This window comes from Cribrihabitans pelagius (genome assembly GCF_048820915.1).
Classification (GTDB): domain Bacteria; phylum Pseudomonadota; class Alphaproteobacteria; order Rhodobacterales; family Rhodobacteraceae; genus Cribrihabitans_A; species Cribrihabitans_A pelagius.
Genome location: NZ_JBMERR010000012.1, coordinates 102,357 through 115,041 on the forward strand (window position 1 = coordinate 102,357; position 12,685 = coordinate 115,041).

The 12,685-nt window shown below is 67.9% G+C and carries 17 protein-coding genes and 1 pseudogene; 5 read left to right on the plus strand and 13 right to left on the minus strand.

Annotated elements, in window-relative coordinates:
* Nucleotides 1-133: 133 nt before the first annotated feature.
* The 13 genes from ACOHX0_RS12335 to pcaF form a co-directional block, all read right to left on the minus strand.
* Entirely contained in the window at nt 134-559 is a 426-nt protein-coding gene (locus ACOHX0_RS12335) for a GNAT family N-acetyltransferase (RefSeq protein WP_420677096.1), read from the minus strand.
* Nucleotides 556-1,176 (minus strand): tRNA (adenosine(37)-N6)-threonylcarbamoyltransferase complex dimerization subunit type 1 TsaB, encoded by a 621-nt coding sequence (gene tsaB, locus ACOHX0_RS12340; RefSeq protein ID WP_420677098.1) that lies wholly within the window; start codon nt 1,174-1,176, stop codon nt 556-558. Before tsaB ends, ACOHX0_RS12335 begins: the two co-directional genes overlap by 4 nt.
* A gap of 21 nt (nt 1,177-1,197) precedes the next feature.
* Entirely contained in the window at nt 1,198-1,764 is a 567-nt protein-coding gene (locus ACOHX0_RS12345) for a NifU family protein (RefSeq protein ID WP_420677099.1), read from the minus strand.
* Between the two features lie 74 nt (nt 1,765-1,838).
* Nucleotides 1,839-2,447 carry a 2-hydroxychromene-2-carboxylate isomerase gene (locus ACOHX0_RS12350; RefSeq protein ID WP_420677101.1) on the minus strand — a complete coding sequence of 203 codons (609 nt, stop codon included), beginning with the start codon at nt 2,445-2,447 and terminating at the stop codon, nt 1,839-1,841.
* 29 nt (nt 2,448-2,476) lie between these two features.
* A complete protein-coding gene (locus ACOHX0_RS12355) occupies nt 2,477-2,932 on the minus strand; it encodes a universal stress protein (protein WP_420677103.1) in 456 nt (151 codons plus the stop codon).
* Nucleotides 2,933-3,223: 291 nt separating this feature from the next.
* Nucleotides 3,224-4,087, minus strand: a complete 864-nt coding sequence (locus ACOHX0_RS12360; protein WP_420677154.1) for a branched-chain amino acid aminotransferase — start codon at nt 4,085-4,087, stop codon at nt 3,224-3,226.
* Nucleotides 4,088-4,482: 395 nt separating this feature from the next.
* Entirely contained in the window at nt 4,483-5,244 is a 762-nt protein-coding gene (locus ACOHX0_RS12365; RefSeq protein ID WP_420677105.1) for a Phenylacetic acid catabolic protein, read from the minus strand.
* A 25-nt stretch (nt 5,245-5,269) separates the two neighbouring features.
* Nucleotides 5,270-6,343, minus strand: a complete 1,074-nt coding sequence (paaE, locus tag ACOHX0_RS12370) for a 1,2-phenylacetyl-CoA epoxidase subunit PaaE (RefSeq protein WP_420677107.1) — start codon at nt 6,341-6,343, stop codon at nt 5,270-5,272.
* Between the two features lie 10 nt (nt 6,344-6,353).
* Nucleotides 6,354-6,839 carry a 1,2-phenylacetyl-CoA epoxidase subunit PaaD gene (gene paaD, locus ACOHX0_RS12375; RefSeq protein ID WP_420677108.1) on the minus strand — a complete coding sequence of 162 codons (486 nt, stop codon included), beginning with the start codon at nt 6,837-6,839 and terminating at the stop codon, nt 6,354-6,356.
* Nucleotides 6,840-6,976: 137 nt separating this feature from the next.
* Nucleotides 6,977-7,771, minus strand: a complete 795-nt coding sequence (gene paaC / locus ACOHX0_RS12380; protein WP_420677110.1) for a 1,2-phenylacetyl-CoA epoxidase subunit PaaC — start codon at nt 7,769-7,771, stop codon at nt 6,977-6,979.
* Nucleotides 7,771-8,055, minus strand: coding sequence for a 1,2-phenylacetyl-CoA epoxidase subunit PaaB (gene paaB / locus ACOHX0_RS12385; RefSeq protein ID WP_420667695.1), 285 nt, complete (start codon nt 8,053-8,055; stop codon nt 7,771-7,773). Before paaB ends, paaC begins: the two co-directional genes overlap by 1 nt.
* A 58-nt stretch (nt 8,056-8,113) precedes the next feature.
* On the minus strand, nt 8,114-9,091 hold the full coding sequence (gene paaA, locus ACOHX0_RS12390; RefSeq protein ID WP_420677112.1) for a 1,2-phenylacetyl-CoA epoxidase subunit PaaA: 978 nt from the start codon (nt 9,089-9,091) through the stop codon (nt 8,114-8,116).
* Between the two features lie 31 nt (nt 9,092-9,122).
* The gene (pcaF, locus tag ACOHX0_RS12395) at nt 9,123-10,325 is read right to left on the minus strand and encodes a 3-oxoadipyl-CoA thiolase (RefSeq protein ID WP_420677113.1); all 1,203 of its coding nucleotides are present in this window, start codon (nt 10,323-10,325) and stop codon (nt 9,123-9,125) included.
* A gap of 228 nt (nt 10,326-10,553) precedes the next feature.
* Here pcaF and ACOHX0_RS12400 point away from each other — a divergent pair.
* The 5 genes and pseudogenes from ACOHX0_RS12400 to ACOHX0_RS12420 form a co-directional block, all read left to right on the plus strand.
* A pseudogene (locus ACOHX0_RS12400) lies at nt 10,554-10,805 on the plus strand (acyclic terpene utilization AtuA family protein); the annotation flags it as partial.
* Nucleotides 10,806-10,945: 140 nt separating this feature from the next.
* Nucleotides 10,946-11,155 (plus strand): acyclic terpene utilization AtuA family protein, encoded by a 210-nt coding sequence (locus ACOHX0_RS12405; protein WP_420677156.1) that lies wholly within the window; start codon nt 10,946-10,948, stop codon nt 11,153-11,155.
* Between the two features lie 210 nt (nt 11,156-11,365).
* Nucleotides 11,366-11,542 (plus strand): carboxyl transferase domain-containing protein, encoded by a 177-nt coding sequence (locus tag ACOHX0_RS12410; RefSeq protein ID WP_420677115.1) that lies wholly within the window; start codon nt 11,366-11,368, stop codon nt 11,540-11,542.
* A gap of 71 nt (nt 11,543-11,613) precedes the next feature.
* Nucleotides 11,614-12,057, plus strand: a complete 444-nt coding sequence (locus tag ACOHX0_RS12415; protein WP_420677116.1) for a carboxyl transferase domain-containing protein — start codon at nt 11,614-11,616, stop codon at nt 12,055-12,057.
* A 48-nt stretch (nt 12,058-12,105) separates the two neighbouring features.
* Nucleotides 12,106-12,675 (plus strand): hypothetical protein, encoded by a 570-nt coding sequence (locus ACOHX0_RS12420; protein ID WP_420677118.1) that lies wholly within the window; start codon nt 12,106-12,108, stop codon nt 12,673-12,675.
* Nucleotides 12,676-12,685 lie beyond the last annotated feature (10 nt).

Sequence of the window (12,685 nt, forward strand, 5' to 3'; positions counted from 1 at the left end):
TTTTTTTTGAGCCATCGGCCAATGCCGGCGGCCGGGCCCTGTTCGGGCCCTGTAGGTGCGGCAATTTAGCCCGGAGCCCGGGGAGACGGTCAACAGGTTTTTGACCATCTGGTGCGGAATCCGCGCGCGTTGCCTAACGTAAGTATGCCCGCATCAGCAGCGCATCGGCCGCCGCGCGCCCCTCCCGCGGGTAATAGCCGGACCGGCGTCCGCAAAGCGCGAACCCGCAGGCGTGATACAGCGCCTGTGCCGGCATGTTGTCCTCGGCCACCTCCAGGAAGGCCTCCAGCGCACCGCGGCGGCGGGCCTCGGCGGCCCAGCCCGCCATGGTGGCACGCGCCAGCCCCCGGCGGCGGTGCGCGGGCGCGGTGGCGATGGTCAACAGCTCGGCCTCCTGCGCCACCACCCGCACCAGCGCAAAGGCGCGCGCATCTCCGATGGCGAAATTCAGCGGGCTTTCCAGCAGGGCGGTGAACTCGGCCGCGCTCCAGGGGCGCGACTGGGTGAAGGCGGCGGCGTGGGTGTCCGCCATCACCTGTGGCAGAAGCGCCTCAGTCATCGGGGAGAACGGCCATCGAGAAGAACGGGCGGCAGGTCGCGGGCAGGCGCGGCATCGGCGGCGCGCAGGTAAAGCGGCGCCGGGGCTTCGACGGGGCCATCAAGCCGGGTGATGGCGATGCGCGCGATGGCTTCGGCTATCCCCGCGGGGCTTGCCTCGGGCGCAAACGCCAGCCCGGCGCCGCGGGCGGCCTCCTCGGCCGCTGCGCGCGGCATCAGACGCGGCGCCTCCCTCCCGTGCTGGCCGGGCAGGGCGGCATAGACCTGATCGCGCGGCGCCGGCACCGCGGCCAGCGTGCCTTCCGCGGCGCGCGCCTCAAACCCGTCGACGCCCACGGCCGGGATCTCCAGCCCCAGCGCCAGCCCGCGCGCGGCCGAAACCGCGATACGGATACCGGTGAAATTGCCGGGGCCGACGCCAACGCCGATCGCGGCAAGGTCCTGCCAGGAAGCGCCGCCCTCGGCCAGCACCTCCTCCAGCAGCGGCATCAGCCGCTCGGCCTGGCCGCGGCTCATTTCTTCCAGGCGGCAGACCAGCACGTCGCTGCCGCGCAGCAAAGCGGCCGCGCAATGCGCGGCCGATGTGTCAAATCCCAGAACCAGCGGTTCGGAGGTCATGCAATGTCCTTTCGCAGCCGGTCAGACGGCAACCGGGCGCACCTCGGTGACTTCCGGGATATAATGGCGCAGCAGGTTCTCGATGCCCATCTTCAGCGTCAGGGTCGAGGACGGGCAGCCCGCGCAGGCGCCCTGCATGTGCAGGTAGACCACGCCGCGGTCAAAACCGTGGAAGGTGATGTCGCCGCCGTCCTGAGCCACCGCCGGGCGCACCCGGCTGTCCAGCAGCTCCTTGATCTGGTTGACGATTTCTTCGTCCTCGCCGGAGTGTTCGGCATGGCCCGAGGCCGGGTCCGAAGCGCCGCCCGCCATCACCGGCTGGCCGGACTGGTAGTGCTCCATCACCGCGCCCAGGATCGCTGGCTTGATGTGGTCCCACTCGACGGCGTCCGCCTTGGTCACGGTGACGAAATCATTGCCGAAGAACACCCCGGTCACGCCGTCGACCGCAAAGATGCGCGCGGCCAGCGGCGATTGGGCGGCGGCTTCGGCGCTGGCGAAATCGGCGGTGCCCGCCTCCAGGACGGTCTGGCCCGGCAGGAATTTCAGCGTCGCCGGGTTGGGCGTGGATTCGGTCTGAATGAACATCTCGGGCCTCCGTAAAGCGTGCCACCGATATGCGCCCTGGCGCCGGGCAAGTCAAGTTTTGGAACAGTTCTAAATCATACGCTGCCGCCCGCGTGCTCGCGGGCGTGCTCCAGGGCTTGCTCCAGACGGTCGTCGCCCCAGAACAATTCCGCGCCGCTGGAGAAACTGGGCGCGCCGAAAATGCCCGCCGCCATGGCGGCCTCGGCCTGCGCGCGCAGCGCCGTTTTGATTTCAGGCGCCCCGGCGCGGTCCAGCAGCGCCGCGTCCAGTCCCGCCTTGCGCAGGCAGTCCAAAAGGGTCGCATCGCTGGAAATATCGGCGCCTTCCGCGAACTCTGCCCGGAACACCGCTTTCGAGAACGCCTCGATCCCGTCCTGCTCCGCGGCGGCCATGGCCAGCCGCGCCGCCCGCAGGCTGTTCTGCGGAAAGGGATCAGGGCGGCGGAAAGGCAGCCCGCGGGCCGCACAGATCCGCTCCATGTCGCGCCACATGTAGCGCCCTTTGGCCGGGTAGATATTGAACGGGGAGGTGTCCCAGCCCTGGGCGGCAAAGACCGGCCCCAGCAGGAAGGGTTTCCAGGTGATTGAGACGCCGCGCGCCGCAGCGGCTTCGCCGATCCGCATGGCGCTGAGGTAGGAATAGGTGGAGGCGAATTCGAACCAGAAGGTGATCCTGCCGTGCATCGCCCTTGCCCCGCTGCCCCGCTGCCCCGTCAGGTGATCGCCTCCAGCTTTTCCTTGCTGAGATCGCCCGGCACGATGGTTATCGGCACCGGCAGAGTGCCCGAATTCTTGGTGAGCTGGGTGACCAGCGGCCCTGGCCCCTTGCGCCCGGTGCCCGCGCCCAGCACCAGGACGCCGATCTCCGGATCTCCTTCGATATAGTCGAGGATCTCCGGCACCGCCTCGCCCTCGCGGATCACCAGCTCCGGGTCGACGTTCTGGCGGTCGCGCATCCACTTGGCAAAAACCTCGAAATGGGCGTGGATACGCTCGCGCGCCTCCTCCCGCATCACTTCGCCGACGCCGATCCAGTGGTTGAACTCGTCCGGCGGGATCACCGACAGGATGGTCACCCCGGCGCCGGTATGCGCTGCCCGCATGGCGGCAAAACGCATCGCGTTCAGGCATTCGCGGCTGTCGTCCAGTACCACAAGGAATTTGCGCATATCCGCTCTCTCTCTGCTCCGCCGGGGATCATGGCGCAAGGCGGCCGGTCAGGCAAGGGCGGCCCGCCCGGGTGCGCAAGCGGCGGCGGCGGGAGGGGAGCTCTCCCGCGCACACGGAGCCCTCCGGCTGCGCCGGCGCGCCCCAGGCGGTTTTGGGCGTGGCGCCGCGCTTTCGCGCGTCGCGGCACGGTGCGGCAGCACGGTGCCCGGCCCAACCGGAAAGGGAGCTGCACAGCCGCGTCCGGAGCCGGCGGGAGGGGCCCTGCGCGGCCAATTTCCAGCAGCCGCGGCTCACGCTTCGCTGGCGGCCCAGTCCCAGTACATCTCGCGCGCCCGCGCCGCCACCGGCCCGGTCTGGTAGCGGGTCTCGTCGAAGGCGGTGACCGGGGTCACCTTGCTCATGTTGCCGGAGAGGAACACTTCGTCGGCGTCCTCGAAATCCTCGCAGGTGAGCACGCATTCATGCACTGCCACCCCATCGGCGCGCAGGTTCCTGATGTGGCGCGCGCGGGTGATCCCTGCGAGGAAGGTGCCGTTCGGCACCGGCGTGAAGACCTCGCCGCCGCGCACCATGAAGATATTGGCAGTGGCGGCTTCGGCGACATTGCCCATCGCGTCCAGCGCCAGCGCGTTGCCGAACCCCTTGGACCGAGCCTCGCGCAGCATCCGCGCGTTGTTGGGATACAGGCAGCCGGCCTTGGCGTTCACCACTGCGCTTTCCAGCACCGGGCGGCGGAAGCGGGTCCGGGTCAGCGTGGTGCTGGCCGTGGGCGGCGCCATCGGAATTTCCTCCAGGCAGACCGCAAACTGCGTGCTGCCGGCGTCCGGCACGATCAGCGAAGGATCGCCATCCGCGGCCCAGTACATCGGCCGGATGTAGACCGCGGCACCGGGGGCAAAGCCTTTCAGCCCCTCGCGGATGATCTCCACCATTTGCTCCGGCGTGTGCGTCGGCGCCATCATCAGCGCCTCGGCCGAGGCATTTGCGCGGGCGCAATGCAGGTCCAGGTCCGGGGTCAGCCCGTTGAACAGCCGCGCGCCGTCAAAAACCATCGAGCCCAGCCACATGGCGTGATCGGCCGCGCGCAGAACGGCCGGGTTGCCGTCGTGCCAGGTGCCGTTGAAATAGGTCCGGATCGCGCTGCCCGCCGCCATGGCTCTCTCCATCGTTCGCTCCGCCGGGAGCGTAGGGCGGGATGGGTCAGCCGTCCAGACCTTTTTCCGGCCTGTCATGACCCGTCCGGAGCCGCCTGTAAGGCAATGTTTCACGTGCAATAAAGCGGAGTTCGCTGAGAGATGCGGAGCCCGAAAACAACGCCGCCAAATGTTTCGCGCGCGAAACATTCGGTCAGACTTGCTGACCCGGTTGCGGCCCGTCGCACGGGGCCGCTCTGGCGGCTCCGGCGGTCATACTGCCCTCCCGCGCCGCCAGGCGCGCGCGACCCAACAGGGCAAGTCCAATTCATTGGATGCAGGCCGGGCGGGAGGGGCTGGTGTGCCTTTTTGACCTGCGGCGCGCTTCAGTAAGGCCAGGTTATCTGGACCAGTTTTCAACCCGGCCTGCGCAGCCCGGCGTTTTCGAGGATCGCGCCGGCGTCGGCCTCCCAGCGGGCCTTGAGATCGGCGTTCGGGGTGCGGCGCAGGCCCATGGCCTTCAAGCCTTCGAATTTCTCCGAGGATTCCGAGCCGAAGCTCGCGGCCACCCGCGGCCACCAGTAGTCCGCGTGTTCCTGCAGCAGCGCCGGACCTTCCCGTTCCACCAGCTGCATCAGCCCTTCTTCAGCGAGTTCCGCGTGATGCGTCTCGACAGGCAGGATAACGCGGAAGGCTTCGGCCAGCGGCTGGTAGGAGACATGGGTGAGCTCCTCCAGCTGCACTGCCACCGCGCGCCCCATCAGGAGGTTCATCACCACCGCATCACCCCAGCCCTCCAGCGGGTAGTTGAACACCGCCAGCCGCATGTCGTGCTTGCTGCGGCTCTGGCCGATGTCGGCGCCGCGCTCCAGCCGGGCGGTCCAGGGGTGGTGGTCGGCGTAGCGCTCGGTATTGGCGCCGAACTCGCCCATCAGCCGCAGCACCTGGCCCGCGTGGCCGGTCTTCTCCAGCACGATGCGGGCGGCGGCGATGCGGGCCTTGATGCCGGGGCCTTCGTTGATGATGTCGGCAAAGCCCGCAGCGCCCGCGAGCTCGCTGTCGACAAAGGTCGCCATCAGCTTCAACAGCTCGGCGCGGTAACGCGGCGGCACGTTGGACGGGTTGCTGAGCACCCCGCCCTGTTCCAGGTAGCTTGCGATGCTCATCTCGTCCGTCATGGCGGTTCCTCCCTCGGGCCAGCCGTTACTGATCGTAGTCGACCACCACGCGGTCGGTCACCGGATAAGCCTGGCAGCTCAGCACATAGCCCTTCTCCACCTCGTAGTCCTCGAGCGCGTGGTTGGCGACCATCTCGACCTCGCCTTCCAGCACCTTGCAGCGGCAGGTGGAGCAGACCCCGGCCTTGCAAGCGTAGGGCGCATCCATCGCGTTTTCCAGCGCCGCATCGAGGATCGTGACGTCCTTGCCCATCTCGATGGTCTGCGTCGCGCCGTCGAGCGTGATGGCGGCCTTGGTCTGGTTGGCGCCGGAGGCGGTGCCGCCCGCCACGGTTTTCCGCTTGGCGCGGCCGGGCTGGGCGGAGGCGAACAGTTCGAACTTGATCTGCTCCTCGCCGAGCCCCGCCTTGCGCAGGGCGCTGGCGATGCCGAGCATCATCGGCTCCGGGCCGCAGATGAAGGCGGTGTCGACCGATTTGATGTCGATCCAGTGCTCGAAGAGCTGCGCGCATTTCTCCTCGGTCACCAGGCCGGTGAAGAGATCGATCTCCTGCGCGTCCGTTTCCAGCACGTGGATGACGTTGAGACGGCCCATGTGCAGGTTCTTCAGATCCTCCAGCTCCTCGCGGAACATGATCGTGTTCACGCCCTTGTTGGCATAGACCAGCGTGAAGGAGGAATGGGGCTCGGCCGCCAGCGTGGTCTTGAGGATCGACAGCACCGGCGTGATGCCGGAGCCGCCCGCAAAGCCCAGGTAGTGCTTCTCCGCGCCCGCTTCGAGCGGTGTGAAGAAGCTGCCCATCGGCGGCATCGCCTGCAGGGTGTCGCCCGCTTTCAGCTCGGTATTGGCCCAGGTCGAGAAGGCGCCGCCGTCAACGCGCTTGATGCCGACCTGCAGGATGCCTTCATCGCGGCCTGCGCAGATCGAATAGCTGCGGCGCAGCTCCTCGCCGTCGAAGTCGCGGCGGAAGGTCAGGTACTGCCCTTGCGTGAAGCCGAACGCCCCCGCGGCATCCTCCGCGGGCTTCAGGGAGACGACAACCGCATCGCGGATCGTCTTGCGGACGTCGGTGACTTCAAGATCGTGAAAGCGCGCCATGGAGGTCTCCTCAGATGCACTTGAAATAGTCGAAAGGTTCGAGGCAGTCCTGGCAGCGCCAGTGGGCCTTGCAGGGGGTCGAGCCGAACTGGCTGACCTTGGTGACATGTTTGCTGCCGCAAAGCGGGCATTTCTCCGGCCCGCCCGCGGGCTGGGGCGGGGCGATGCCGTAATCCTCCAGCTTGGCGCGGCCTTTTTCCGACAGCCAGCCGGTGGTCCAGGCGGGGGCGATCTGGGTCTTCAGCTTCAGATCGCAGATGCCACGAGCGCGCAGTGCGGTTTCGACGTCTATCTGGATCACCGCGGTGGCGGGGCAGCCGGAATAGGTCGGGGTAAGGGTGACTACGAGGGTTTCGCCCTGCCATTCGACGCCGCGGATGACGCCAAGATCGACCAGCGAGATCACCGGGATTTCCGGGTCCGGCACGGCGTCGAGCCACTCCCAGATCTGGTCGATGCTGGGCTTTTCGGCAGGCTTTTCGGCAGTTTGGCTCATGCGGAAATCCTCATTGGCTGATCCGCCCGGCACAGACGCCGGGCACTGGCAGGCGCGCCGCCGGCGGCGGGGGCCGGAATTATTCGATAATTCCGGGCCGGTTTCCTTGCAGGAAACCGGCTTGGCTGGCTACCGGCTTACCATTTGGCGCCGGGGTAGGCGCGTTGCAGCCATTGCATCTGGGTCAAAAGATGGCCCAGATGCTCGGTGTGCATCCGGCCGGTGCGGCCACCCGTGTGGCCATAGCGGCTTTCGGGGATCTTCAGGGTCGCCTCGCCCAGCACCCGGGTCACCAGCGCGTCGTACTCCTCGCGCAAGCTCGCCGGATCTGGGGCGATGCCCGCGTCCGCCATGACGGCGTCCGCTTCGTCGGACTGGAACATCTCGCCCACATAAGGCCACAGGTAATCCAGCGCCGCCTGCATGCGGGTGTGGCTTTCCCCGGTGCCGTCGCCCAAGGAAACCACCGTGTCCTTGGAGCGTTCGAGGTGGTAGGCCACCTCCTTCGATGCCTTCCCGGCAATCGCGGCCACGCGCTCGTCCGAGGACGCCTTCAGCCGCTCCAGCATCAGCGAGTGCCAGGCGTCGAACAGGAACTGGCGCATCAGGGTCTGGCCGAAATCGCCGTTCGGCATCTCGACTAGCAGGAGGTTGCGGAAGTCCCAGGCGTCGCGCAGGAAGGCGAGATCGTCGGCGGTCTTGCCCTCGCTCTGCACCTCGGCAGCAAGGCCGAGCCACATCTGGGTCTGGCCGATCAGGTCCAGCGCGATATTGGCGAGCGCGATGTCCTCCTCCAGCACCGGCGCGTTGCCGCACCATTCGCTGACGCGGTGGCCGAGGATCAGCGTGCTGTCGCCCATCCGCAGTAGAAACTGCTCGAACGCCTCGTCCTGGCTGAGCGCGGCTTTAGCTTTGGCGGCTGCGGCGGTCATCACATCGCCCCCACTTCTTCGGGGATGTCGAAGAAAGTCGGGTGGCGGTAGACTTTGGACTCGGACGGCTCGTAGAGCGGGCCCTTGTCGCTGGGCGAGGAGGCGGTGATGGCCGCGGCCTCGACCACCCAGATCGACACGCCCTCGTTGCGGCGGGTGTAGACGTCGCGGGCGTTCTTGATCGCCATTTCGGCGTCGGGCGCATGCAGGGAGCCCACGTGGCGGTGGCTCATGCCGTGCTGGCCGCGGATGAAGACTTCCCAGAGGGGCCATTCGTTTTTCATGACTCGGATACTCCTGGCTGCGGCGGCCCCGGCCGGGCGGGGCGCGCACTCATGTGGCTCATTCGGCGGCGTGTTTGCGGGCGGCTTTCTTGCGGGCGTGGGCCAGCATGCCGTCGCGCACCCATTTGCCGTCGTCCCAGGCCGTGTTGCGGGCGGCGAGCCGGTCCGTGTTGCAGGGGCCGTTGCCCTTGATCACCTCGAAGAACTCGCTCCAGTCCGGTTCCGAGAAGTCGTAGTGGCCGCGTTCCTCGTTCCACTTCAGGTTCTCGTCCGGCACGGTAAGGCCGAGGTATTCGGCCTGCGGCACGGTCTGGTCGACAAACTTCTGGCGCAGCTCGTCGTTGGTGTTCATCTTGATCTTCCAGGCCATCGACTGCGCCGAATGCACCGAGTCCTTGTCGGAAGGCCCGAACATCATCAGCGACGGATACCAGAAGCGGTTGAGCGCATCCTGCGCCATCTTCTTTTGCTCCGGCGTGCCTTCCGCCATGCGGCGGATCGCGTCATAGCCCTGGCGCTGGTGGAAGCTTTCCTCCTTGCAAACACGGATCATCGCGCGCGAATAGGGGCCATAAGATGTCCGCTGCAGCGGCACCTGGTTCATGATCGCAGCACCATCGACCAGCCAGCCCACCGCGCCGATATCGGCCCAGTTCAGCGTTGGGTAGTTGAAGATCGACGAATACTTCATGCGCCCGTCGAGCAGCATCTCGGTCAGCTCGTCGCGCGACACGCCCAGCGTTTCTGCCGCGCAGTAAAGGTAGAGCCCGTGTCCCGCCTCGTCCTGCACCTTGGCCAGAAGGATCGCCTTGCGCTCCAGCGTTGGGGCGCGGGTGATCCAGTTGCCCTCGGGCAGCTGGCCGACGATTTCGGAATGCGCGTGCTGGCCGATCTGGCGGATCAGCGTCTTGCGGTAGCCCGCGGGCATCCAGTCCTTCGGCTCGATCTTCTCGCCCGCGTCGATGCGCGCCTGGAAGGCGGCGAGCTTCTCGGGATCGTCCTGCGTCACCTCGGACTTCACCATCTGTGCATACATGACTTGTACCTCCCGTCAGGGGTTAACCGGGTTACACGCGTTCCAGGATCAGGGCGGTGCCCTGACCGACGCCAACGCACATGGTGCAGAGCGCATAGCGCCCGCCGGTGCGCTGCAGCTGGTAGGCGGCGGTCAGCACGAGCCGCGCGCCCGACATGCCGAGCGGGTGGCCCAGTGCGATGGCGCCGCCATTAGGATTAACATGGGGCGCATCGTCCGGAACGCCAAGTTCCCGAAGCGTCGCCAGACCTTGCGAGGCAAAAGCCTCGTTCAGTTCGATCACGTCCATCTGCCCGATGGTGAGGCCGGTGCGGGCGAGCAGCTTGCGGGTGGCGGGCACCGGGCCGATGCCCATCACGCGCGGCTCCACGCCCGCCGCCGCCATGCCGACGATGCGGGCAATCGGGGTGAGGCCGTTCTTGCTGACCGCCGCCTCATTCGCCAGCAGGATCGCCGCGGCGCCGTCGTTCACGCCGGAGGCATTGCCCGCGGTCACGCTCTTGTCCGGGCCGTTGACGCCCTTCAGGCCCGCCAGCTTTTCGGCTGAGGTGCCGGGGCGGGGGTGCTCGTCGGTGTCGACCACCAGCGCATCGCCCTTGCGCTGCGGGATGGTGACCGGGGTGATCTCATGGGCGAAGACGCCGGCCTCCTGCGCGGCGGCCCAACGGGCCTGGCTGCGCGCCGCGAAAGCGTCCTGGTCCTCGCGGGAGACGCCGTAATCCTCGGCCACGTTGTCGGCGGTCTGCGGCATCGAGTCGGTGCCGTACATCTGCTCCATCTTCGGGTTCACGAAGCGCCAGCCGATGGTGGTGTCATAGACCGCGTTGGCGCGGGTGAATGCGGAAGTGGCCTTGGGCATCACGAAGGGCGCGCGGCTCATGCTTTCGACGCCGCCGGCAATGGCCATGTCATAGTCGCCCGAGCGGATCCCGCGTGCGGCCATGCCCGCCGCGTCCATGCCGGAGGCGCAGAGCCGGTTGATCGTGGTGCCCGGCACATCCACCGGCAGGCCCGCCAGCAGGGCGGCCATGCGCGCGACGTTGCGGTTGCTTTCGCCGGCCTGGTTGGCGTCGCCGAAGATCACGTCGTCGATGCTGGCCCAGTCCACCTGCGGGTTGCGCGCCATCAGCGCGGCAATCGGCGCGGCAGCAAGATCGTCGGTGCGGACCTGGCTCAGCGCGCCGCCGTAGCGGCCGATGGGGGTGCGGGTGGCATCGCAGATGAAAGCTTCCATAGTGTTCGCGTCTCCTCACAGGCGGCGTGCCGGCGGCAGATAAGCCGACCGTTGGGTCGGTGATACGCCGGAAGATGATTCGCGGCAAGATATTTGTAACGAGTGATCAGTGATTGGCGAAATTCTGTAACATTCCACCGCGTGAGGTTGCAGCAGGGGCGGCGCCGCGTCGCGCAGCCACGGCGGCGGAGGGATTTCCTCGTCTACGGCTACCTGGCCGGGTTCACCATGGCGACCCCGGCCCGCGCCCGGTTCCGGGACCCGCAGGCGGGCCATGCCTCCGGTTTCGTTGCGGCCGCAATGCCGCCAAACCTTGCGGCGATTGCCGCTCAGAAGGTGCGGGTGGTTTCCAGCGCCGGCGGCGTGAACCCCGAGGCCTGCGCCGCCGCGCTGAGAGACGAGATCGCGCGGCACGGTCATTCAAGGAGCGTGGCGGTGGTGGAGGGCGGCGGCCTGGTGCCGCGGGGTGAGGAACTGCCGGAGACCGCTCTGCAAGAGATGGTCACCGGAACCGGCCTTCTGCCGCTGGACAAGATCGCCAGCATTGACGCCTGCCTCCATCACTTTGGCTGGGGGCTGAAGATCTGGACCGCCTTGCGCAGGGCAGCCTGTCCCGACACCTGCCGGAGTGCAGCCCGCAGGAGACAGTTGGTGATTTCACCGGCTGGCGGGAGGTGGCCGAGCGCATGGCGGCGACCGGCTATCAGATTGCGGAGGTGGCGGCCGATGGCTGCTTCGATCCGGTGAAGCCCGCAGGCCCGGACGGCCTGGTTTCACGGGCGGCAGTGGCAGAGCAGATGCTCGATGAAACGGGCGTTCCGCAGGCTTAGGCGCTGCCGGATGTGATCTGCGGTTTCTCTGCTGTCACACTGACGCAGGCGGGGGCGGACCGGAAGCTGCCCTTTGTCCATCTGGCCGAAAGTGCCAGCGCCAACGGCGGCGGGCATCCCGGTGATCACGAAGTTGCACGGCGCCTCCACCGCGCGCGGCGCCCATCAGCCGAGGGCTGGCGTTTATGTGATCGGGGTCCGGGCAACGGCATGGCGTTGCTGGCCGGTGCAACCCCGGTGCAGGACGCGACCGGTGAGGCGGCAAGCGATGCGGACCATGGCGGTGGCGAGTTGCATGCGGAGGTGGCGGGCCTCGCCGACTGCCTCGCTGAGGACGATGCCCACGGTACCGGGACTGCGCGCGAGGTCGTGGCGGGGCTGGGCTAGGCTGGGCTCCCCCTGCCGCGGCCAAGGGTTCCGCCCCGCCGGAGCTGGACCTGCAAAGGACCGCGGGCGCGGTGACGGTGGGCAATCGCACCCCTTACGGCATGCGCGGGATGGCGGCGCGGTATGTGGACTGCTCGGACTTGCGGGAGTTCAAGCGCCGGTCTGGGCGCGGTGAGGCTCTGCCTGCAAGCGCGGATCATGGGCGGGCCGGCACCTTGAGCAACAACGGCCCGGCCGAGCCGGACGGCGCCGCCAAGGCCACGCAATTCCTGCAGGCGATGGAGCAGGCGGGTGCGCCGGTTGCCTTCGTCAACAATACCACCGGTTACATCGCCGGCACCGAATTTGAGCGCGCGGGCATGATCAAGCAGGGCGCCAAGATGACCCGGGCGTTGACCAGCCTGCGAGCGCCGAAGGTCGCGCTCTGCACCGGGGTCAGCTTCGGGCCGGGAATTGCGGAATGTGCGGCTCCGCCTCTGGAGCGGATTTCCTGTTCACCTGGCCCAACCCGATGACCTGGGTGATGGGCGGCGGTCAGGGGCGCGCCGCCGGCGCAGGAGGATGTGGCGTTCTCTGGCCGCGCGATCGAGGCGCGGCTTCATGCCGGGGATCCCGCCCAGGCCTTCCTGCCGCAGGCCGGGCGGACCGCGCTTTGGCGGCCTGCGGAAGGAAAGGGGCTGCGGGTCCATGCGGGGATTGCCACGCGGCAGGAGGTGCCGCCTTTCTGCGCTCCGCTGCCCGCCAAGGTGATTGCGCATGGCGCCAGCCGGGCAGTGGCTTTGCGGCGGCTCATGGAAGGCCTTGGCAGCGGCGTGCTGTGCGGGGTAGTGAGCAACCGTGACTGCCTGCGCAAGGCGCTGGCGCATCTGCAGGTGGCGCAGGGTGGCGCAGGGCGGCGCGGATATAGGCCTTCTTGGGCGTTGTTTTTGGGCGCGCGGCGCTGCTCTATGAGGCGTAGCAGGCGGAGACCGCCACCGCGGCGGGTCTGCCCGGAGAGCTGCCGGGCCGGTCCAGCCAGGGCGCGCTGCGCTCCCGGTTCCCGCTGGACGCCGGGGGCAAGCGGCAGATGGGGACGGTCTCGGGCCGCACCAGGCAGCTGGAAGTCACGGCCGGAGGGGCCAGCCATGCGGTGACCGGCAGCGG

Coding starts and splice junctions, on each gene's coding strand:
- ACOHX0_RS12335 (WP_420677096.1), bottom strand. CDS start 559: ATGACTGAGGCGCTTCTGCCACAGGTGATGGCGGACACCCACGCCGCC.
- tsaB (WP_420677098.1), bottom strand. CDS start 1,176: ATGACCTCCGAACCGCTGGTTCTGGGATTTGACACATCGGCCGCGCAT.
- ACOHX0_RS12345 (WP_420677099.1), bottom strand. CDS start 1,764: ATGTTCATTCAGACCGAATCCACGCCCAACCCGGCGACGCTGAAATTC.
- ACOHX0_RS12350 (WP_420677101.1), bottom strand. CDS start 2,447: ATGCACGGCAGGATCACCTTCTGGTTCGAATTCGCCTCCACCTATTCC.
- ACOHX0_RS12355 (WP_420677103.1), bottom strand. CDS start 2,932: ATGCGCAAATTCCTTGTGGTACTGGACGACAGCCGCGAATGCCTGAAC.
- ACOHX0_RS12360 (WP_420677154.1), bottom strand. CDS start 4,087: ATGGCGGCGGGCAGCGCGATCCGGACCTATTTCAACGGCACCTGGCAC.
- ACOHX0_RS12365 (WP_420677105.1), bottom strand. CDS start 5,244: ATGACGGACGAGATGAGCATCGCAAGCTACCTGGAACAGGGCGGGGTG.
- paaE (WP_420677107.1), bottom strand. CDS start 6,343: ATGGCGCGCTTTCACGATCTTGAAGTCACCGACGTCCGCAAGACGATC.
- paaD (WP_420677108.1), bottom strand. CDS start 6,839: ATGAGCCAAACTGCCGAAAAGCCTGCCGAAAAGCCCAGCATCGACCAG.
- paaC (WP_420677110.1), bottom strand. CDS start 7,771: ATGACCGCCGCAGCCGCCAAAGCTAAAGCCGCGCTCAGCCAGGACGAG.
- paaB (WP_420667695.1), bottom strand. CDS start 8,055: ATGAAAAACGAATGGCCCCTCTGGGAAGTCTTCATCCGCGGCCAGCAC.
- paaA (WP_420677112.1), bottom strand. CDS start 9,091: ATGTATGCACAGATGGTGAAGTCCGAGGTGACGCAGGACGATCCCGAG.
- pcaF (WP_420677113.1), bottom strand. CDS start 10,325: ATGGAAGCTTTCATCTGCGATGCCACCCGCACCCCCATCGGCCGCTAC.
- ACOHX0_RS12410 (WP_420677115.1), top strand. CDS start 11,366: ATGGCGTTGCTGGCCGGTGCAACCCCGGTGCAGGACGCGACCGGTGAG.